The organism is Chryseobacterium sp. S0630 (genome assembly GCF_024158915.1).
Classification (GTDB): Bacteria; Bacteroidota; Bacteroidia; order Flavobacteriales; family Weeksellaceae; genus Chryseobacterium.
The window spans coordinates 1-20,906 of the sequence record NZ_JAMZGF010000052.1 but is presented as its reverse complement, the minus strand read 5'-3'; the positions used below and the strand labels follow the sequence as shown (position 1 = coordinate 20,906).

General features: G+C 34.9%; 20 protein-coding genes. 6 read left to right on the top strand and 14 right to left on the bottom strand.

The genetic code is table 11. The features are described 5' to 3' along the window. Positions 1-44 precede the first annotated feature (44 nt). The 3 genes from NK356_RS18695 to NK356_RS18685 form a co-directional block, all read right to left on the bottom strand. Positions 45-755, bottom strand: coding sequence for a T9SS type A sorting domain-containing protein (locus NK356_RS18695; protein ID WP_253317705.1), 711 nt, complete (start codon positions 753-755; stop codon positions 45-47). A 140-nt stretch (positions 756-895) separates the two neighbouring features. Continuing rightward, on the bottom strand, positions 896-1,228 hold the full coding sequence (locus NK356_RS18690; RefSeq protein WP_034696733.1) for a multidrug efflux SMR transporter: 333 nt from the start codon (positions 1,226-1,228) through the stop codon (positions 896-898). A 290-nt stretch (positions 1,229-1,518) separates the two neighbouring features. Further along, positions 1,519-2,082, bottom strand: a complete 564-nt coding sequence (locus tag NK356_RS18685; RefSeq protein ID WP_034696732.1) for a Crp/Fnr family transcriptional regulator — start codon at positions 2,080-2,082, stop codon at positions 1,519-1,521. Between the two features lie 311 nt (positions 2,083-2,393). Here NK356_RS18685 and era point away from each other — a divergent pair, with 311 nt between their 5' ends. Then, positions 2,394-3,269, top strand: a complete 876-nt coding sequence (gene era / locus NK356_RS18680) for a GTPase Era (RefSeq protein WP_034696731.1) — start codon at positions 2,394-2,396, stop codon at positions 3,267-3,269. 68 nt (positions 3,270-3,337) lie between these two features. Then, a complete protein-coding gene (locus tag NK356_RS18675; RefSeq protein ID WP_034696730.1) occupies positions 3,338-3,766 on the top strand; it encodes a DoxX family protein in 429 nt (142 codons plus the stop codon). Between the two features lie 58 nt (positions 3,767-3,824). On the opposite strand, the gene NK356_RS18670 is transcribed toward NK356_RS18675, so the two are convergent. Continuing rightward, positions 3,825-3,974 carry a hypothetical protein gene (locus tag NK356_RS18670; RefSeq protein WP_156106471.1) on the bottom strand — a complete coding sequence of 50 codons (150 nt, stop codon included), beginning with the start codon at positions 3,972-3,974 and terminating at the stop codon, positions 3,825-3,827. A 118-nt stretch (positions 3,975-4,092) separates the two neighbouring features. On the opposite strand from NK356_RS18670, the gene NK356_RS18665 reads away from it, so the two are divergent. Then, entirely contained in the window at positions 4,093-6,495 is a 2,403-nt protein-coding gene (locus NK356_RS18665) for a S9 family peptidase (protein WP_253317704.1), read from the top strand. A 31-nt stretch (positions 6,496-6,526) separates the two neighbouring features. On the opposite strand, the gene NK356_RS18660 is transcribed toward NK356_RS18665, so the two are convergent. Both NK356_RS18660 and NK356_RS18655 read right to left on the bottom strand, forming a co-directional pair. Then, entirely contained in the window at positions 6,527-7,843 is a 1,317-nt protein-coding gene (locus NK356_RS18660) for a reverse transcriptase domain-containing protein (protein WP_253317703.1), read from the bottom strand. 664 nt (positions 7,844-8,507) lie between these two features. Further along, a complete protein-coding gene (locus NK356_RS18655) occupies positions 8,508-9,197 on the bottom strand; it encodes an HAD family hydrolase (protein ID WP_253317702.1) in 690 nt (229 codons plus the stop codon). A 76-nt stretch (positions 9,198-9,273) separates the two neighbouring features. Between NK356_RS18655 and NK356_RS18650 the strand changes: the two genes are divergently transcribed. Then, positions 9,274-9,837 carry a Crp/Fnr family transcriptional regulator gene (locus NK356_RS18650; protein ID WP_253317714.1) on the top strand — a complete coding sequence of 188 codons (564 nt, stop codon included), beginning with the start codon at positions 9,274-9,276 and terminating at the stop codon, positions 9,835-9,837. 352 nt (positions 9,838-10,189) lie between these two features. Further along, a complete protein-coding gene (locus NK356_RS18645) occupies positions 10,190-10,693 on the top strand; it encodes a GNAT family N-acetyltransferase (protein ID WP_034696728.1) in 504 nt (167 codons plus the stop codon). Positions 10,694-10,868: 175 nt separating this feature from the next. Here NK356_RS18645 and NK356_RS18640 read toward each other — a convergent pair whose 3' ends face one another. The 8 genes from NK356_RS18640 to NK356_RS18605 all read right to left on the bottom strand — a co-directional run bounded on the left by NK356_RS18640 (position 10,869) and on the right by NK356_RS18605 (position 20,104). Beyond that, on the bottom strand, positions 10,869-12,230 hold the full coding sequence (locus tag NK356_RS18640) for an MATE family efflux transporter (RefSeq protein WP_253317701.1): 1,362 nt from the start codon (positions 12,228-12,230) through the stop codon (positions 10,869-10,871). 99 nt (positions 12,231-12,329) lie between these two features. After that, entirely contained in the window at positions 12,330-13,514 is a 1,185-nt protein-coding gene (locus tag NK356_RS18635) for a sigma-54 dependent transcriptional regulator (RefSeq protein WP_034696726.1), read from the bottom strand. A gap of 56 nt (positions 13,515-13,570) precedes the next feature. Next, positions 13,571-14,230 carry a YggS family pyridoxal phosphate-dependent enzyme gene (locus tag NK356_RS18630; protein ID WP_034696725.1) on the bottom strand — a complete coding sequence of 220 codons (660 nt, stop codon included), beginning with the start codon at positions 14,228-14,230 and terminating at the stop codon, positions 13,571-13,573. A gap of 74 nt (positions 14,231-14,304) precedes the next feature. Further along, the gene (locus NK356_RS18625) at positions 14,305-15,174 is read right to left on the bottom strand and encodes a polysaccharide deacetylase family protein (protein WP_034696724.1); all 870 of its coding nucleotides are present in this window, start codon (positions 15,172-15,174) and stop codon (positions 14,305-14,307) included. A 386-nt stretch (positions 15,175-15,560) separates the two neighbouring features. Then, positions 15,561-18,422 carry a heavy metal translocating P-type ATPase gene (locus tag NK356_RS18620; RefSeq protein WP_253317700.1) on the bottom strand — a complete coding sequence of 954 codons (2,862 nt, stop codon included), beginning with the start codon at positions 18,420-18,422 and terminating at the stop codon, positions 15,561-15,563. Between the two features lie 218 nt (positions 18,423-18,640). Continuing rightward, positions 18,641-19,201, bottom strand: a complete 561-nt coding sequence (locus NK356_RS18615) for an AraC family transcriptional regulator (RefSeq protein WP_253317699.1) — start codon at positions 19,199-19,201, stop codon at positions 18,641-18,643. After that, positions 19,198-19,593 (bottom strand): acyl-CoA thioesterase, encoded by a 396-nt coding sequence (locus NK356_RS18610; protein WP_034696721.1) that lies wholly within the window; start codon positions 19,591-19,593, stop codon positions 19,198-19,200. The genes NK356_RS18615 and NK356_RS18610 overlap by 4 nt, the downstream gene beginning before the upstream one ends. A 97-nt stretch (positions 19,594-19,690) precedes the next feature. Next, entirely contained in the window at positions 19,691-20,104 is a 414-nt protein-coding gene (locus tag NK356_RS18605) for a DUF6157 family protein (RefSeq protein ID WP_034696720.1), read from the bottom strand. A 367-nt stretch (positions 20,105-20,471) separates the two neighbouring features. Between NK356_RS18605 and NK356_RS18600 the strand changes: the two genes are divergently transcribed. After that, positions 20,472-20,822 carry an RNA-binding protein gene (locus NK356_RS18600; protein ID WP_034696719.1) on the top strand — a complete coding sequence of 117 codons (351 nt, stop codon included), beginning with the start codon at positions 20,472-20,474 and terminating at the stop codon, positions 20,820-20,822. The last annotated feature ends 84 nt before the right edge of the window (positions 20,823-20,906 follow it).

The following is a 20,906-nucleotide window of genomic DNA, read 5'->3' as shown; positions in this document are numbered from 1 at the left end:
CAGCTAGTGAAACGGTTTTTTTATATACATGAAATGTTCTGTTTTTATTCTTTGACAAAAGGGTAGGACTTATAATTTTCTATCGTTACAATATATTGTCCTTTCTGTAAACCGCTAGTATCAATTGATGTTTTGTTGCTGTTAGTTGTCGTTTCAAATACCAGTTTTCCTGATAAATCGTAAATCTTAAGGGGAAGGCTCCTCTCAATATTTTCAAGATGCAAAACCTCTTTTACAGGATTGGGATATGCTTTAAAGGTTTTCGTTACTGCGGCAGTTTCTTTAGTGCTCAATTGGTCAGTATTGTTATAGTAGACCTTATTTCCCGAAGGATCTGTAATCACCAAAGTCTTTACAATTCCGTTGGTTGTAATCTGGTAACTGTATATGGATGCATAAGCTCCTAAGCCATAAATGTCACAGTTTTTCTGATCATAAGCACGAACAGGTGCTGCATTTCCTCCGTTATAAAACAAAAGAGTACATGCGCTTGATGTTTTGATAAGATTGTTGCTTCCAGGCATAACCCCGAAACCCATTATAGAAGTATTGTAATATCTTGAATTCATAACATAGCTCGTTCCTCCCGCTGAGTTGAAGGTCGTGGCAGGAACTCCATTATCTATTAAAGGGGTGTTGGTGGTTTGTCCACTGCTTGTTACCATTTTGGAAATATACCAGTTATTGGTAAGTAATTCGGAGGTTTGCTGGGCAGTCAGTAAACCACCAGCTAAAAGGAATAGAATTTTTTTCATAGGTTAAAAGTTTCCGATAAAGATATAAAAGAATTTCTTTTTCTTGTCAAAGAAATCAAAACCTGAAAATGATTAAAAAAACCGCCTTCAATACGAAGACGGTTCCCATTTTTAAATATAGATAGAAATTTATGCGCTTTTTAATGTGAGGAAGATACAGCCTTTAATCCTACCACAGAACCGATAAGGGTTACAATAAAAAATACTCTCCAGAAACTTACAGGATCTTTAAAGAATATAATTCCCATTAAGGCAGTTCCTACTGCTCCGATTCCCGTCCATACCGCATAAGCAGTACCGATAGGCAAGGTTTGAGTAGCTTTGATCAGTAAAAGCATACTGATTGTCATTGTTACCAGGAAACCCGCATACCACAGGTACATTTCAGTTCCTGATGTTTCTTTTGCCTTTCCCAGACATGATGCGAAGGCAACTTCAAATAATCCTGCGATAACTAATATTAACCAATTCATTCTTTAAAATTTTACTACTGCAAATTTCAGAATTTGACAGGAGAAAAAATTTTACAATTGTTAAAAAATGAAATTGAGAATAGTTTTAAAGGAGGGAAGATGGGAGCTGGATGAAAAACAGCAGACATATCAATATCAATATCAATATCAATATCAATATCAATATCAATATCAATATCAATATCAATAGGGGCGGACTTTAGTCCGCTCGCTCTATATAAAAAATCATACCTCAGGCTTTAGCCGAAACATAAGAATTTTTAAATATTTCAATTCTTAAATCTTTAAATTTATTTAATCTCCGCCCGAATTCTACTTAAACTCACCTGCGTAATTCCAAGATAAGACGCAATATAGCCGAGCTGAACTCTTTTAAGTAAGTCAGGTTGATAATTAATAATATCTTTATAACGTTCCAGAGACGTTTTGAATTGTCTTGAAATAATCAGTTCCTCGGATTTTATCATCTCTGCTTCTGCCAGCTTTCGTCCCCAGTTGGCAATATGAATATCTTCATTGAACAGTTTTCTTAGATTTTCTGTTTCCATTCTGTACAGCTCGCAGTCTTCAAGTAATTCGATGCTTTCATAACCGGGTTTGTCCTCCACATAGCTTTTCATTGAGAGAATGCATTGTCCCTCGCTTCCGAACCAGAAAGTAATATCATTGTCAGCTGTTGAAGAATAAGCACGTGCAATCCCTTTCCGGATAAAATACAGATAAGGAATCACTTTATCAGCTTCCATCAGACAAAAGCCTTTAGGATGGGAAACTTCGGTGATATACTCTTTTAAACTGTTTTTTGAGGTCTCAGGAAGAAGGTAAACCTTATCAAGAATCTGGTCTATATTCATAAAGATGAATTCTAATAGTCAAAAATATCAGTTTTAAGTAATGCAATACAAAATTATCAGATATTTTTTATCAGAAATATTGTAATAAAATTATTCCGGATTCAACTTATTTATCGTCAAAATTACCAAGGAAAGAGCAAAATTCCCCTCTTCTGGAGGGGTGGCGAAAATTCAAAGAATTTTTGACGGGGTGGTTTGAGCTTTTACAATCCTGTATTTCACAATATAACTCTCTTTTTTCTTTAAAAATCAAGATTAACTGTAAAGACCAGTTTTGTTTTACTAACTTTGCAGTTCGTAATATTATTTTTATGCACAAAGCTGGATTTGTAAATATAGTTGGAAAGCCCAATGCGGGAAAATCGACCTTGCTTAACCAATTGATGGGAGAGAAGTTGGCGATTGTAACGCAGAAAGCTCAGACAACCCGCCACAGAATTTTTGGTATTTATAATGAAGATGATCTTCAGATTGTATTTTCTGATACTCCGGGAGTATTGGATCCAAAATACGGACTGCAGGAGAAAATGATGGATTTTGTAAAAGATTCTTTGCAGGATGCTGACGTTTTTCTATTTATTGTAGATGTTACCGATAAAGCAGAACCATCAGAATTTTTAATTGATAAATTGAATAAAATCCCTGTTCCTGTACTTCTTTTATTAAATAAAGTAGACCAGACGGATCAGGCAGGTCTTGAAAAATTGGTAGAAGATTGGCATACCAGAATTCCAAAGGCTGAGATTTTACCTATCTCTGCATTGAATGCTTTCAATACAGAAGTTATTTTACCTAAAATAAAATCTTTGCTTCCTGAGAATCCGCCTTACTACGATAAAGATCAGTACACAGACAAACCTGAACGATTTTTCGTTAATGAGGCAATTCGTGAGAAAATTCTTTTGAACTATGATAAAGAAATTCCATACTCTGTAGAAGTTGTGACTGAACAGTTCAAGGAGAAAGAAGGAATTATCTTTATAGACTCTATTATTTATGTAGAAAGAGATACCCAAAAAGGAATTATTATCGGGCACAAAGGAGAAGCGATTAAAAAAGTTGGAACTGAAGCCAGATTAGACCTTGAGAAGTTTTTCACCAAAAAAATTCATTTAAACCTTTTTGTAAAGGTGAAAAAAGACTGGAGAAAGAACGACAGGGATCTTAAAAATTTCGGTTACAGATAGACTAAAATAGCTTGTAATCCCGTTGTATTAAAAGATTTTTTACTACCTTAGTATAAATTTTTTAGTACATGAACTATAATAATTCAAATTTCAGCTCAATACCTAAAGATATTATTTTACTGGCAGTAAGAGTGTTTGTTGGTTTTGCTATGCTTTCTCATGGTTTTCCAAAGCTTCAGATGCTATTGGCAGGAGGTAAAATAGAGTTTTTTGATTTTATGGGATTAGGACCGCAGGTATCACTGATTCTTACGGTTTTTGCTGAATTTGTATGTTCAATACTCCTGATATTGGGGCTTTTTACAAGAGTTGCTCTGGGATTTTTAATCTTTACAATGATCATTGCAGGTTTTGTAGTTCATGGAGCAGATCCATTCGAAAAAAGAGAAATGAGCCTTATTTATCTTTCTGTTTATCTTTTATTGATGGTAATTGGAGCTGGAAAAGTTTCAGTAGATCATATGATTGAAAGAAGAAAAAGAGCTTCAGACTGGTAATTTTACAACCATAAAAAATAAAGAAGGCACTTCAGGAAATGAAGTGCCTTTTCTGTTATTAATAATTACAGTTAGGTAAGCATTCCCAAATCAGGGCTCCGTTTTCATCCCTTACTCTGCAAGCCATAAAGCCTGCATCACATAATGGAGCACTTCCTCCGTTAATCATTTTTAAATTTCCTTTTGATAATTTTTTTAAATTTTTCATATTATTTTAATTTGTAAGATAAATGTAATAAAAAAATAAACATGACACCAAAAGGAGTCTTATTTTTCAATGTTAAAATTCTTTTAAAATTCACTACATTCGTAGAAAATGAATTTATATGAAGATAAAACTGACTATTTGCCTTCTGGCATTTCTCAATTTTTATGATGCACAGGAAAATATTACGTATCAGAAACCTTCTGCTGAGATTTTAAAACTGGCAGATTATGAAAGACCTCCAAGTGTTCTGATGAACAGCAAAAAAGACTGGGTAGTGTTTACTTATCGCCCTACATATAAAACATTGGAGGACCTCAGTCAGAATGAAATGAAGCTTGGCGGACTTAGAATTAATCCGGTTACTAATATTTCAAGCAGCATGACCTACTCCAATAATCTGAAGATCAGAAAGATCAATGATAAAAATGAGATTCAGGTAAAAGACCTGCCTTCTAATCCAAAAATTGCTTACGTTTCCTTTTCACCGGACGAAAAGAAACTGGCTTTTACCAATACAACAGCTAAAGGTGTAGAATTATGGATTGTGGATATGGAAACAGCCACTGCTAAAAAAATTACGACTGATAATCTGAATGCCAATTTAGGAATACCTTATGTATGGTATAATGACTCTCAAAGCTTCCTGATCAGAACACTTCCACAAAACAGACCCGCTCTGATAGATGCAAGCAAGGATCTTCCTACAGGCCCGATTGTTTCAACAGCAGATGGTAAAGTTTCTCAAAACAGAACGTATCAGGATCTTTTGAAAAATCCTCAGGACGAAAAGAACTTTGAAACGCTTACAGCTTCTGAAATTTATAATGTAGATCTTACAGGAAATCTTAAGAAATTAAAAGACCAGGATATGTATACCGGATTGAGTTTCTCTCCGGACGGAAATTACCTGTTGGCTACCGTGATCAAAAAGCCATTCTCCTATATTGTTCCGCTTAACAGATTTCCGTCAACAACGGTAGTGTATGATATGAAAGGAAACACAGTGAAAACAGTGAATGAAGTTCCTTTGAATGAAATTATGCCAAAAGGATTCTCTTCTGTAAGAACCGGAAAAAGAGATATGGCCTGGAGAAGTGATGCTCCTGCTACACTTACTTATGCTGAAGCCTTGGATGGAGGAGATCAGTCTAAAACTGCAGAGTACAGAGATGAGATATTTACATGGGAAGCTCCCTTTATAGCGGCTCCTAAATCTTTCTTTAAAACCAAGCAGAGATATGATGATGTAGTTTGGACCAATGATCATTATGCCATTGTTTCTGAAGGCTGGTATGACACAAGAAATACAAAATCTTACCTGATAGATACCAATAATGGAGAATCTAAAGTGTTTGATGATAGAAATTATCAGGATGTTTACAGTGATCCCGGACATTTTAACACTACAAAAAATCAGTACGGAAGATATGTGATTGATATGAAGGGCGGAAAAGCTTACCTGATCGGAGATGGATTTACCAAAGACGGACAGCATCCTTTTATTGATGAAATGGATGTAAAATCCCTGAAAAAGAAAAGACTATACACTTCGAATGTAAAAAATGGTAAAGAAGAAATCATTGATATTCTTAATGCATCAAAAGGTGAAATTCTTACTACTCAGCAGTCACCAAGCCTATACCCTAATTACTTTAAAAAGAATATTAAATCTAACAAAGCAGAAGCTGTAACCAACTTTGCCAATCCTTTTGAAAGTATCAAAGACGTTTACAAAGAAGTAATTACTTACAAAAGAAATGATGGTGTTACTTTAACGGGAACTCTTTATCTTCCTGCCAATTATGACAGAAAAGCAAAAAAAGATAAACTTCCTCTGTTAATTTGGGCTTACCCTACAGAATATAAAGATAAAAATACTGCAGGGCAAAATACCCAAAACCCTAACGATTTTACATTCCCTTACTACGGGTCTTTTGTATACTGGACGACGAAAGGGTACGCCGTTCTTGATGATGCTGCTTTCCCGATTATCGGTGAAGGAAAAACAGAACCTAATGATACCTTTATTCCTCAGTTAGTAGCCAATGCAGCAGCTGCTATTGATGCTGTAGATCATTTAGGATATATCGACAGAAAGAAAGTGGCTGTAGGAGGACATTCTTACGGTGCATTTATGACGGCAAACCTTCTGACACATTCTAACCTTTTTGCATGTGGAATTGCAAGAAGTGGTGCTTACAACAGAACGTTGACACCATTCGGATTCCAGAGTGAGCAGAGAAATTATTGGGATGTTCCGGAAATCTACAACATCATGTCTCCGTTCATGCATGCGGACAAAATGAAGACGCCGCTTCTTCTGATTCACGGTGATGCAGATAACAACCCTGGAACATTTACTTTGCAGACAGAAAGATACTTCCAGGCACTGAAAAATCTGGGAGCTCCGGTAAAAATGGTTCTACTTCCAAAAGAAGCCCACGGATACCAGGCAAAAGAAAACATCTTACACCTTTTATGGGAACAGGATCAGTTCCTTGAAAAGTGCTTGAAGAAATAATTAAAAAACTCGTCTTAATAGACGAGTTTTTTTATGCAATTTTTTTTTCTTTGTTTAATTCTTCTTTAGCTTTGATCTTTTGAATTTTTTCTGATATTAAAAAACTAGTTAAGGGAATTCCTGAATTGGATCTTTGTCTTTGATTTAGGCAATATGGAGACATTGTTCTTGATCTATAATCTTTAGGCAATTTATCCAATCTACTTTTCATTAATTTCCAATCTATTCTTTCTAATTTTATGTAAAGTACCCTATTGATTATGTTGTCAAGCCGAGCTGAATATCTATTTAAATCAGTATATATAAAAGCTGAAACCCACCCATCTTGCTTATTTTTAATTTTTTCTAGAAAATTAAACAGGTTTAGCTCAATTTTACCTTTATTTAGCTCCCATATCTTATCCTCTAATTTTTTGAAATTGTCAATAGAAGGGTATAAAGATTTTCCATCAAAAGTAACTGACAAAAACGTAAAGCCATCTTTGGATATGTCAGTTATTTTTGTTTTATCATTTTTTTCTAAAGAATGAATTTCTAGATTTAAATTTTCAAGATAAGTTTTGCATTTCTGATATGCTTCCTTGCATTCTCTTTTTGTATTAGAAAGAATTACAAAATCGTCAGCATATCTGATTAGATTATAATTATCTGCAATGATCTTTTGATCAAAATCTGAAAAGTATATATTCGAAAATAAAGGAGATAATGCATTACCTTGAGGTATTCCATTTTCGATTCCATTAAAATAAACCTTTTCTTCGGGCTTAAAATCAGAGAGATTTCCTATTTTTTGATTTAGTGCATCATTTATTAAAGAATTAATACTGTTATCAGGAAGATTAGGGTATATTTTTTTTTCTAATAATTCATTTTTATTAACTGTTCCAAAAAAATTAACTAGATCTGCTTCCAATACATATTTATTACCTAAGTTATAATATTCTTCAACTTTTAACATTGCATCTTTTACTCCGGTATCTTTTTGATATGCAAAGCTATAGCCATTGCTTTGCATTAAAATGTATTTAAAAATGGCTTCTAATTCAATTGCAATTGCTTTGATAACAATTCTATCAGAAATTTCTGGAATTTGGAGTGGTCTAAAAGAATTTTTATTTTTTTTTGAAATGAGGACACCTCTTGTCTGGCTAAAAAGATAGCTATTATTTTTTAATTTTTTTGAAATTGATAAGATTTTATCATCTAAGTTTTGACTAAACCTTTCAATGGTTTCACCAGATAATCCGTGTGAATCTTTATTGAATTTTGTTAGTCTATCCCAAGCATTTTTTAATGCTTTAGGTTTGGAAATTTTTTTTAATAATGTTTTATTAGTTTTTGCTTTCATATTTCTGTATTGCAAAGACCCTTGAATGACAATATGTCCGTATGATAAACTTTACATTTAAGACAGAGAACACTTCATTGAAAGAGTGATTAGGACAACCATCAAGGTTCTAACTAATCCTTTGCAAATGGGTTCTTCGGCAATCCTGACTTTCGATTGACTTCTCAATCTTATATCGAGCGCGCACTTAAGGAAAATCTTAAGTCTTAAATTATGGGCGCAAGAAATTGCATTGATATTTGTCACTTTGCCATCCTGTGGTTGAAATTGGGATGTTCTTTCCATTATACTCAAAATTAAGGTTTTTTACGACCTGTGCAAGTTTTTTTGAACTTTCACATTTTTTAACACTTTGGCTTGGGATTGCTGCCTTTCTCTGCTATATAAATAGCTTGATACCATCGTTTCAGTGGGTTTGTGTTTATCATACACAATGGCATCAAACGAAATTGACAGAGAACACTTCATTGAAAGAGTGATTAGGACAACCATCAAGGTTCTAACTAATCCTTTGCAAATGGGTTCTTCGGCAATCCTGACTTTCGATTGACTTCTCAATCTTATATCAAGTAACAACTAGGTAAAGTCAATTTTTATTCCAAGAAAATCAATAATGACAAAAAGGCATAAATAAGTCATGCTCACTAAAGATTTAACTGTGGTTTTAAAGATGCTTCAGAATTTCATTAATACTTTTAAGCTCCATAAAATTTGGATGCTCCAGGTTAACATCATGCTGTTCATGACTCCAGGTGACATGATAAGGAATATGAGCGGCAGATCCACCGATTTCTAATACCGGCAGAATATCTGATTTAATAGAATTTCCAAGCATCAGAAAGTTTTCAGGTTGGCAGTCCAGATGTTTCAAAAGCTTTTTGTAATCGAGTTCTTTTTTGTCACTCATGATCTCAATATGATGGAAATAATCCTGTAACCCTGAATTTTTCAGTTTACGCTCCTGATCCAGTAAATCGCCTTTTGTGGCAACAACCAGTCTGTATTTTCCTTTTAAACTTTCAAGGGTTTGGGTAACACCGTCCAATAATTCTATAGGTTTCTGAAGAAGCTCCTGACCCAGATGAATAGCTTTGTTGACCAATTCTAATGAAGCTGTATTATTAGAAACTCTACTGATGGTTTCAATCATACACAGCATAAATCCTTTTACTCCATAGCCATACAAATGAAGATTCTGCATTTCTGTTGTAAACAATTCCTGTGATACCGAATGTTGTGGAAGGTAATCTTCAAGAAGCATACAGAATTCTTTTTCTGCTTCCTGAAAATAAGGTTCGTTGATCCAAAGCGTGTCATCTGCATCAAAGGCAATCGTAGTAATATGATTATTCATTTTTGTTTTGTAATTTTCTGTCCACAAAATTCAATATAAAAACTCAATAAGAAAAGGACATTTGTCCCGGATGAATATGTTAAGAACGAATCAGACATTTTTAAACTATCTGGATGAACTGTATGAAAAGCAGAATGATAGTGATGATATTATAGTAAAGTCTTTTTCTGCAGGGGATAAAATACTGGTACAGGATCATCAGCTTTCTCATGTTATGTTGATTAAAGAAGGCATTGTCAAATGTTATTTCGTTGAAGAGAACGGAAAAGAATACATTGTAGAATTTCTGGGAAGTGGTGAAGTGATAGGAGAAGTGGAGCTTATCAAGAATATAAATTGCTTATGCAGTATTGAAGCGCTCACGGAAGTTACCGTATATGCTATAAAGATTCCCGCTTTTAAATCTTTAATTAAAAATGATCTTGTGCTGAACAATCTTCTTTTAGAGTCTTTTGCAGAACGAATTATTAATACATCCAGCAGAGCTTCCTATCAGCAACTCTATACGGTAGAACATACTTTAAAACAATTGCTTCAAATGCAGTCTAAGCAGAATATTCAGATCTCCAAAGAAGATATGGCGGCTTATCTTGGAATTGCGGTAAGAAGTTTAAATAGAATTTTAAAAGATTTGAAATAATTTTGTTGAATATGCTAATGAAATTACGATTATTTTTCTCGCAGATTGAGGAGATTGCGCAGATTTTTCCATAACAATCTGCAAAATTTGCATAATCTCTGAACGGAAATATTTGCGTATTCAATTTTATCGGAGATAAAATCCTTGCGTCTTAAAAATATTCTAGCCTTCAATCTTATTGCACCTTTGCGTATTCAAAAAAAAACAAAACATTGATATAGGTGTGAATGTTGGTGTTATTTTAAGGGGTTTTTCTATTTTAATATTAAAATTTGGATAAAATATATAAAATTTACAGGGGTGTTTTTAAAATTTAGTATTTTTGCATGAGAATAAGTTGAATCCAATATTCATGGAAAAATTAAAATTCAGAAATGCTGAGTTGGCAGATTTAAATAAAATCGTAGCCATATACAACTCAACTATTGCTTCAAGAATGGTCACTGCAGATATGGAAGAAGTCTCTGTAGAAAGCAAACTAAAGTGGTTTGAAGACCATAATCCTCAGACAAGACCTCTTTGGGTAGTTGAAGATGACCAGAAGCAAACCGTTGGTTGGGTAAGTTTCAGTTCATTCCATGAAAGAGCGGCTTACAATGGTACTGTAGAAGTGAGCATTTATCTGGACGAAACCTCCAGAGGAAAAGGGTATGGGAAAACCATTCTTCAGTATTGCATTGATAACGCTGGAAAATTTGGAGTAAAAAACCTTGTAGCGCTTATTTTTCTTCATAATGAACCAAGTTTGAAGTTGTTCAGACACTTTGGATTTGAAGATTGGGGAAGCCTTCCTAATGTTGCAATCTTAGATGGTGTGGAGAGAAGTTTAAAGATCTTAGGGAAGAGGATAGATTAAATTGAACAGAAAAGCAAATAAGCTTGTGTCTATTTGTGAATGTAATTTGTGCTATTCGTGTTTAGAAAATATGCATAATTATATAAATATATAGAAAGGGCATAGCTCACTGTTCTGTTGTAAATTAACGAATATAAAAAGGGCTGTCTCAAATATTGAAACAGCCTTTTTGTTTTTATGAATTCTGCTTAATTCTTTTCGCAGACATATTCAGGAATCGTTTTACCAGGAAAACAGCGGAGACTGTTAATCCCAGTCCAAGTGCGATCCACATTCCGAATGCGCCCATCTCTAAAGTAACACACAAGAAATATCCTAAAGGAATAGTAATTACCCAATAGGCAATGAAGGTATAAATAGAAGGGATTTTCACATCCTGTAACCCTCTCAGCATTCCTAAAGCGGTCACCTGAATTCCGTCAGAAAGCTGGAATAAAGCAGCGATAATCATGAGTTTTGCAGCCAGGGTAATAACTTCCACTTCTTCTTTTTTCGTGAAGAAAGTCGGGAGTATGTTTCTGCCTAAAATAAATACCAATCCACAGATACACATGAAAATAAAGGCGATTTTCAGGTTGTTGATTCCTACTTTTCTCAATTCAACAAAATTCTGTTCACCCAGTTTTCTACCAATCATTACGGTAGAAGCAACACTGAACCCTACGCATAAATTGAAGGTAAATGAAGCCATGCTTAAAGCAATCTGGTGAGAAGCAATATCGTGAGCAGAAATCAGTCCACAGATAAATGCTGCTCCGGCAAAAGCGGTTACTTCAAAAAACATCTGTAAAGCTGTAGGTAATCCAAGTCTCACCATTTTATCAAACATCTGTTTTGAAAAATCCTGAATTTTTAAAGAAAAATCTTTGATATAACGTCTTGTTCTTTTTTCTTTTACCAAAACAAAATAAAGAAAAACCACCATGAAAATTCTGGAAATCAAGGTTGCCAATGCAGATCCCTGTACGCCCATTGCCGGAATTCCCCAAAGCCCTTTGATAAAGACATAGTTTAAAGCAATATTGATGATATTGGCAATAATGGTTGCTTTGGTAACTCCAATGGTATAGGATAGACCTTCAGAAACTTCACGAAGCGTCTGAAATGCCATAATTGGTATCATACTGACTACCATTATGCTTAAGAAGCTTACCGTATCAGGAATAATCTTGGCAGGCTGTCCGGAATGATAGAGGAGTGGCATTCCCAAAAGGAGAATGACCATCAGGATTACTCCGACAGACATATTGATAATAAAACCGTGGCTGAATACAGAATTGATCGTAGCATGATCCTCTCTGGAATGTGCTTCCGAAACCAATGGAGGGATAGCAAATGAAAAGCCTAATGCTAATACAAATATGGAGAAGAATACAGCATTCCCCAATGAAACAGATGCCAGTGCATCGGCACCCAAAAGTTGTCCGACAATAATATTATCGAATAAGTTTACTGAAACTTGCCCCACCTGAGTAAGCATTACAGGCAGAGCCAAAGTCAGGTATTCTTTTGTATAATTTTTGTTTAAAAAGTTCATAATATTTTAAGATTCATATAGTTTATAATTCAAATTGGATCAAAAAAAAATTTGCAGTGGAACACTGCAAATTTTTATATATTGTCAATAATAGCTTTATTATTTCCTTACAAAACTTGCAACGTCACCTTCAGAAACAGTGTTTCCACCAAGAATAATCAACCTCTCTACAACATTCCTTAATTCTCTGATATTTCCAGTCCATGAAAGCGCTTTTAAAGCATCAATAGCTTTATCCTCAAACTTTTTCGCAGAAGTACCGTGTTCATCAGCAATCATACCAGAAAAATGTTCAACCAATAATTTGATATCCTCTTTTCTTTCATCCAACGGTGGAACATAGATTTCAATAACAGAAAGTCTGTGGTAAAGGTCTTCTCTGAATTTTCCTTCCTCAATTTCTTTCTGCATATTTTTATTGGTTGCCGCAATTACTCTTACGTCAACTTTGATTTCTTTATCACTTCCCACAGGAGAAACTTTGCTTTCCTGTAGCGCTCTCAATACTTTAGCCTGAGCAATAAGGCTCATATCTCCAATCTCGTCAAGGAAGATGGTACCGCCATTGGCCTGCTCAAATTTTCCCTGCTTATCTTTAATAGCACCTGTAAAAGATCCTTTTACGTGTCCGAAAAGTTCAGACTCAATAAGTTCAGATGGAATAGCAGCACAGTTTACCTCTATCATAGGGCCTCTTGCACGCTCACTCTGATTGTGGATTGCATGAGCAACCAGCTCTTTTCCTGCACCGTTAGGTCCTGTGATCAGAACTCTGGCATCAGAAGCAGCTACCTTTTCAATCATATCCTGGATCTTTTGAAGAGCAGGAGAGGTACCGATCATCTGGTATTTTTTACTTACTTTTCTCTTTAAAGTTTTATTTTCAGTCTGGAGATTTTTGTTTTCTTTCTTCAGGGTTTCTTTCACCAATGCATTTTTCACACTTGTAATAAGTCTGTTGATATCAATGGGTTTGGAGATAAAATCATATGCGCCCTCTTTCAAACAGGAAACAGCGGAATCAATGTCTGCGTGTCCTGAGATCATGATAAAAGTAGTTTCTGGTTTTAATGCAAGACTTTGTTTCAAAAGCTCAGTTCCTGAAAGCTTAGGCATTTTAATATCAGAAATCACTAGGGCGAAATCTTCTTTTTCTACCTGTTTGTAACCTTCAAGGCCGTCTTCGGCAATAACAAATTCATAATCGGTTAGTTCATCCGAAAGAATACTGTGAAGTACTCCCGAGATTGCTTTTTCGTCTTCTACTATAAGGATTTTTTGCATAGTTGCAAATTTAAATTTTTTGTTTCAATTATTAGCAAAAACTGTACCTAAATATTCTATTTCGAGTAGTCTCTTTTCCCAAAAATGGCAGATCCAACCCTCACAGAGTTAGCTCCACACTCGATCGCTATCGGGAAATCGTCACTCATCCCCATTGATAAGGTATTTAATGTTTTTAATTGATTTAATTCATCAAAAAGCTTTTTCAGGGTTAAAAATTCATTTCTAACCTGCTGCTCATCATCTGTGAATGTTGCCATTCCCATTAAACCATTAATTTCCACATTGGGAAAATTGCCTTCAATAGATTGTTGGAAAAGATCTTTCGCTTCAGAAATTTCAAGTCCGAACTTACTTTCTTCTGCTGCGATTTTTACTTGCAGAAGAACTTTAATCTTCCTGTTGTGCTTTCCTGCTTCTTTATTGATTTCTGTCAATAATTTTTCAGAATCCACACTTTGTATGGTATCTATGAAAGAAGCAATGTACTTCACTTTGTTGGTCTGTAAATGACCAATTAGGTGCCATTGGATATCCTGAGGAAGAAGAGGAGCTTTTTCCATCAGTTCCTGTACTTTATTTTCTCCAAAAACCTTTTGCCCGAGATCATATACTTCCTGTACTGCGGAAGCCGGATGTGTTTTTGAAACAGCAACCAGCTGAACATTTGATGGCAGCTGGTCTTTTATAGCTTTATAATTTTCTTTAATACTCATAGATGCAAATTTCCGAAAATTCCCTGACAGTTGCCAGTTATGAATACATTTTACACGGTACTTTTACTGTAAAATTAATTCAGGACCTCATTGATCTTAGGATACTGAGAGATTTTTCTGAACACAAACTTGTTGCTCTTCTGTAATTTTTCAATAAACATATCCAGTTCATTGATAGAGTCTGCATCTCTCAGATACTGGTCGTGAGTAAGGAATACCAGATGTCTTGAAGTCTTCTCAAGGTCGTTCAGGAAAATACTGTCTACTTTCTTGATCATGGCTTCATGACTTCCTTTTAAAGTCATTTTTTGAGAAGGTCTCCATTCAAGATCCCAGCCAATTACTTTATAACCGGCTTTTTTAAGGCCATCTGCTGCTAAAGTGGAACTTTTAATATCTGTTACATTGATATTGTTGAGCCTCCAGATATTTCTTCCGGGAGTTCTTGCTATTTTATCGGTAAGCTTCAAACTGTCTTTGGCGATATCAAAATCGTGAACCACAGCATCAGCATTTTTATAAAAATCTGTGTATTTGTTGTGGGCATGAGAGAAACTGTGATTGGCAAGTTCTACCAACGGATTTTGCTTAAGCAATAGCAGATCATCCTTCTGTTTTTTACTTCCATAAGCATGTTTCCCTACCAGAAACGCAGTGGCACAAACATTTCTCTTGTCCAGGATTTTTAAAAGATTTTCGGTTCCCTGATTAGGTCCGTCATCAAAGGTAAGGTAGATCACTCTTTTATCCGGATCTACGCTTTCATCATCCATATTATTGGAGACTATTTCTGCGGAAGGATGTTCCTGTGAACTGACGACGGGGTCATTATTCACTTCATTCTTGAAATTACAGCTGTTCAATAAAGCCGAAGTTGTACTCATCAATACAACCATCCCGAGAAAAGTCATATTTTTAGACTTTCCCGCAAAAATTTTTCTCATAAAAATAATGGAGTTTAAGTTGTTAAAAATCGTTAAAAATAACAGATGAAAATTAACAAATTATATGCCAAGCTGTGCAGTTATTTTTCTTTTTAAGTTTATTTTAAGAACTTTATTTTAAAGCGTATTTCCATCAGCTGATGGATTGTTAATTTATGATTTTGTTTTCTTTATGTTTTAACATTTATAAATATGAAACCGATTGTTTTTCTCTATTTTCTTTGAGATGATTGCAATTTCCTTTTACGGGGAATTATTTTTATTTTAACACAATCTTTTTTTGACAAGAGTGTTTTTGGGGTATTTGAGACTTTACTTTCTTTAAACATACAAAAAAGCAGCCTTATGAACGGGCTGCTTTTATTCTTTATTTGTAAAGATTTCTATTATTTAATATTCAGATCCACGGAATTTAATCTTAATGAATTCAGAATTACAGATAATGAACTGAAGCTCATGGCTGCAGCTGCAATCATTGGTGATAAAAGAATTCCAAAGAACGGATATAATAACCCTGCAGCTACCGGAACTCCTAAAACATTATAAATGAAAGCAAAGAACAGGTTTTCTTTAATATTTTTGAGAAGCTTTTCACTCAGTAACTTTGCTTTTGCAACGCCTAAGATATCTCCTTTCAATAAAGTGATCTCAGCACTTTCAATCGCAACGTCTGTTCCTGTTCCCATAGCAATTCCCACATCAGATTGTGCAAGGGCAGGAGAGTCATTGATTCCGTCTCCGGTCATCGCTACAATTTTACCCTGCTGTTGAAGTTTCTTTACCTCATTGAGTTTATCTTCAGGAAGGCAGTTGGCTTTGAAATGTTTAATTCCTAATTCATCAGCAACAGCTTTGGCGGTATGTTCATTATCTCCGGTCATCATGATGACGTCTATTCCTTCACTCATCAACTGTTTAACAGCTTTTTTGGAACTCTCTTTGATTTTATCTGTAAAACTTACAAATCCCAGCACCTGATGATCCTGTGCAATATAGGAAATCGTATGGGCTTTAGACTGAACTTCTACAGCTTTCTGTTTTAAGCTGTCAGGAATCATGATCTGATGCGAGGTCAGGAGACTTTCATTTCCAAGATAAGCTGTTTTTCCGTTGATATTTCCTTTCACTCCTTTTCCGGAGATATTCTCAAACTGGTCTACTTTTTCAGCCGTCAGATTCTCTTCTTTTGCTCTTTTTATTACGGCATTGGAAAGTGGATGTTCAGAATTTTGATTCAAAGAAAAAGCAAGTTTTAAAATATGATTCCGGTCTCCGTTTACGGTTTCAATATGTTCTATGGAAGGCTTTCCTTCTGTTAAAGTTCCTGTTTTATCAGTAATCAAAATATTTACTTTATTCATCTGCTCAAGAGCTTCCGCATTTTTGATAAGGATTCCGTTTTTAGCACCTTTTCCTATTCCTACCATTAAGGACATTGGAGTTGCCAGCCCAAGGGCACAAGGACAAGCCACAATTAAAACGGCAACCGCATTTACGAAAGCAAATAAAGTTCTTTTTCCTTCCGGACCGAAAAACTGCCACAGGATGAAAGTAAGTACAGCAATAAGAATTACCACAGGGACAAATACTTTTGAAACCTTATCTGTAAGTTTCTGGATAGGAGCTTTGCTGCGGCTGGCTTCATTCACCATTTTAATGATTTGGGAAAGCAAGGTTTCGTCACCTACTTTTTCCGCCTTCATAATAAATACCTGATTACCGTTGATGGTTCCGGAAGATACTTTGTCATCTACATTTTTTTCAACAGGAACAGGTTCTCCTGTAATCATACTTTCGTCTACAATAGAATTACCTTCAGTGATTTTTCCATCCACGGGAATTTTTTCACCAGGTTTTACTTTTAATAAATCTCCTATTTTTACCTGAGAAAGCAGAACTTTCTTTTCTTCACCATTTACCATAAGGTTGGCTTCATCAGGTGAAAGGTTCATTAATTCTTTGATGGCATTGCCTGTTTTTTTATGAGCTGCCGCTTCCATCAGCTGACCTAAAATAACAAGGGTTAAAATCACACAGACCGCCTCAAAATATAAAGGGATTTCATGATTATGTCCACGGATTTCATGTGGAATAATGTCTGGAAATATCAGGGCAACAATACTGAAAATAAATGCTGCAGCAACTCCCAGAGCAATAAGACTGAACATATTGAGGTTCCATGTTTTGAAGGAAACCCATCCTCTTTTCAATAAGAACCAGCCGGAATAAAACATCACCGGAAGGGTTAATGCAAGTTCAATAAATCCCTGAATCTGATGAGAGAAAGGGAAATTGATAAACATTCCACCCATTGAAAGAATAAAAACAGGAATGGTAAATGCTAATGAAGTAATGAATTTCCTTTTTAATAGAGTATAGGTTTCATCTTCATCATCATCACTGCTGTCAGGCATTCTTACGAGATCCATTCCGCAGATCGGGCAGTCTCCCGGTTCATCACGAATGATTTCCGGATGCATAGGACAGGTGTATTTTGCAGTTTTCTTTTCAGGATATTTTACAAGATCCATTCCACAAACGGGACATCCTACATTGGAATCATAAGTCTTGTCGCCTTCACAATACATCGGACAGTAATATCTGCCTGCCATTTCATCAGTCACTTTAGGGGTTTCATGATGATGGCTGTGATCATGATGGTGGTGAGAATGGGAATGAGCGTGATGCTGATGTGAGTTTGCTTTTTGAGCAAGTTCTTCAGTAATTGGCTCTAAATCCATATGACAAACAGGGCAGCTGCCTTTTTCATCGTATACTTTATCCCCTTCGCAAAACATCGGACAATAATGCTTCCCGATACTATCTTTAAAGTTTTCAGGAAGGTTGGTTGATGAATAGGTTGGTTTGTGATTAGGATCTTTAGCCAACTTTTCTTCAATAGGAACCAGATACATTTTGCAGACAGGACATCTTTCGCCCTGTTTGAAATATACTTTATCTCCTTCACATTCCATTGGACAATAGTATACCGAAGACGGAGATACGCGGTCCTGAGGTTTTACAAATGCTGTCTCAGGATGGCTTGGATCTTCAAGTCTGTATTTTCCTATTTCTGCCAGGGCATCATTTAATACCGAAAGTTTCACTCCATGATCAGAAGTGATGGTTGCGGTATTGTTTTCCAGATTTACATCGGCTTTAACACCATCAACACTGTTCAGTTGATTGGAAATTTTTTTCTGGCAGCCGGAACAGGTCATTCCGAGTATTTTATACTGTTGTTCCATGATTCTTAAATTTATAGTACAAATTTCCAAAATGGAAACCTAAGGTTGTTATAAATTTAAGGATAATAGTTATAAAATTAGGTGGAGTGAGAGAGTTTGAGAGTGGGAGAGTATAAGAGTAAGAGGGTTTGAGAGTTGTATTGTGTGAGCGTTTGAGAGTTTGTAAGTGAGATAGGAATATTTAACTCTTTCACCCCTAAACGCTCAAACACTCAAACTTATAGATTATCAAGCGCTTTACGATTGTGTTCTTTGAGTTTTTTGAATTCCGTAGGAGTGAATCCTGTTGTATTCCTGAACTGGGAAGAAAGGTGTTGTACACTTTTATAACCAAGCTTTCCTGCAATTTCAGTAAGATTGAATTCATTGTATAAAAGAAGTTCTTTTACCTTTTCTATTTTCTGAAGAATGAAGAATTGCTCTAGTGTGATATTTTCGTTTTGAGAAAATGTTTTGGAAAGAGCACTGTAATCCTTGTGAAGTTTTGAACTTAAAAATTCGGAAAGCAGAAAGTCTTCCGGGATATCAAGGTCGCTTATTTTGACAATGATCAGATTTTTGATTTTTTCCACAGTCTGATGAGCAGAATCCATAATTCTTTCAAACCCTGTATCAAGCAGTTCTTTTTCTATGATCTGCATTTTTTCAGGAGAAACATCAGCTTCCGTTTCTACTTCTCCCAGTAAGATATTAGCTGTCTTTACATCTGCACTACGGAAAATATTTTCTACTGCCGCAATGCATCTGTTGCAGACCATATTCTTTATGAAAATCTTCATAGGCTGTTGTTTAACCTGTCTTTTACGAATTCTATCTGGGTTTTGCCATGAGGAGCAGGATTGCCTTCTTCGTTAAGGTTTACCATAACAATTCTTTCTACAGTAATGATGGTTTGATGAGTCATTTTATTTCTTACATCACATCTTAAAGTAATAGAAGAAGATCCGAAATGAGTAGCTTCAATTCCTATTTCTATAATATCTCCTTGTTTGGCTGAGCTGACAAAGTTGATTTCAGAAATAAATTTTGTGACTACTTTTGTGTTTTCTAACTGAATGATAGCATAAAGTGCAGCTTCTTCATCAATCCATTGAAGAAGTCTTCCTCCGAAAAGTGAATGATTGGGATTTAAGTCTTCGGGTTTTACCCATTTTCTGGTATGGTAGTTCATATCTTTTAATAATTTGCAGTACAAATTTAGTGTTAAAAGCTGATCTTTTCAAAAGAATAGTATTTATTGATCTGAAAAGAATCATTCATTTTCTCAATCATTTTCTTTTGGAACGCATGGCTTTCGTTTTTGCTATCGAAGAATCATTCAGCAATATTTGATATTCTTCACTTTCTATAGCAACCAGAGCAACTTTCCCTTCTATATTATGATGGAATCCAAATCCATATTTTTTCGCTAAAGGAGAACAACGGAGGCAAGGCTGGCCTTTGGAAAAGAACTTTTTCCTTTCATCCTCTTTTTCGTTTTCTGAAATTTCATTTTTAATGGCATAGCATTCAAAAATTAGATCATCGGAAGAATATTGATAAGGACTTTTTATAAGTTTCTCATATTGCAGATTGGCGAGTGTTTTTTCCTTCTTTTCAGGAGGAATCTGCGCCCGGAAAACAGGACAATCTTCGGCAGCTTCAATGAGTGTGTTGGTATAATTTGTGGTGTATAGTTTCATATTTAGGTTCAGGTTTTAAAATTTTATGAAGAATAGGGCGGTAAGGAAGTTGATAAATAGAATGTTGTATATCATATTAACTTGATTTTGAGGGCTCAACGTTAGCATTTGTTTTAAATTTTTAACTAATTTTATAATAAAATTTATTTTTGTTTAATTAATTGTATATCAATTGATTAAACTTGTTTTGTGTGCTTTTTTTGTTTTTAGATTCAACATAATGTGAGAAATATTTAAAAAAAGCTTTGATTTGAAATTTTTAATTGTATCTTGCATACGTTTATATTTGGAATCAATATTTGTTCATTAATTTATGTTGTTTTTCTTTTATATACCAAATTTTTATTAATTTTTTAATTTATTTAAAATGAACATTTTTGTTTCAAACATCAATTACGCAACTAAAGAGTATGAGTTGCACGATCTATTCGCAGAATTTGGTGATGTATCATCAGCTAAAATCGTTACAGACAGAGAAACTGGTCGTTCCAGAGGTTTCGGTTTCGTAGAAATGGGTGATGAAGAAGGAAAGCAAGCTATTGAAGCTCTTAACCAAAAAGAATTTAACGGAAAAACTCTAAACGTATCTGAAGCTAAGCCAAGAGAAGAGAAGCCAAGAAGAAGCTTCGATAACAACAGAGGTGGAGGTTATGGTAACAACAACAATAGAGGCGGAGGCTATGGTAACAACCGTGGCGGAGGCGGAAATCGTTGGTAAAAATATGGAAGCCGTCTCATTTTCCTTGAGGCGGTTTTTGTTTATAAACTACCCATATTATTTTTTTAGGATGATTTTTTTGAT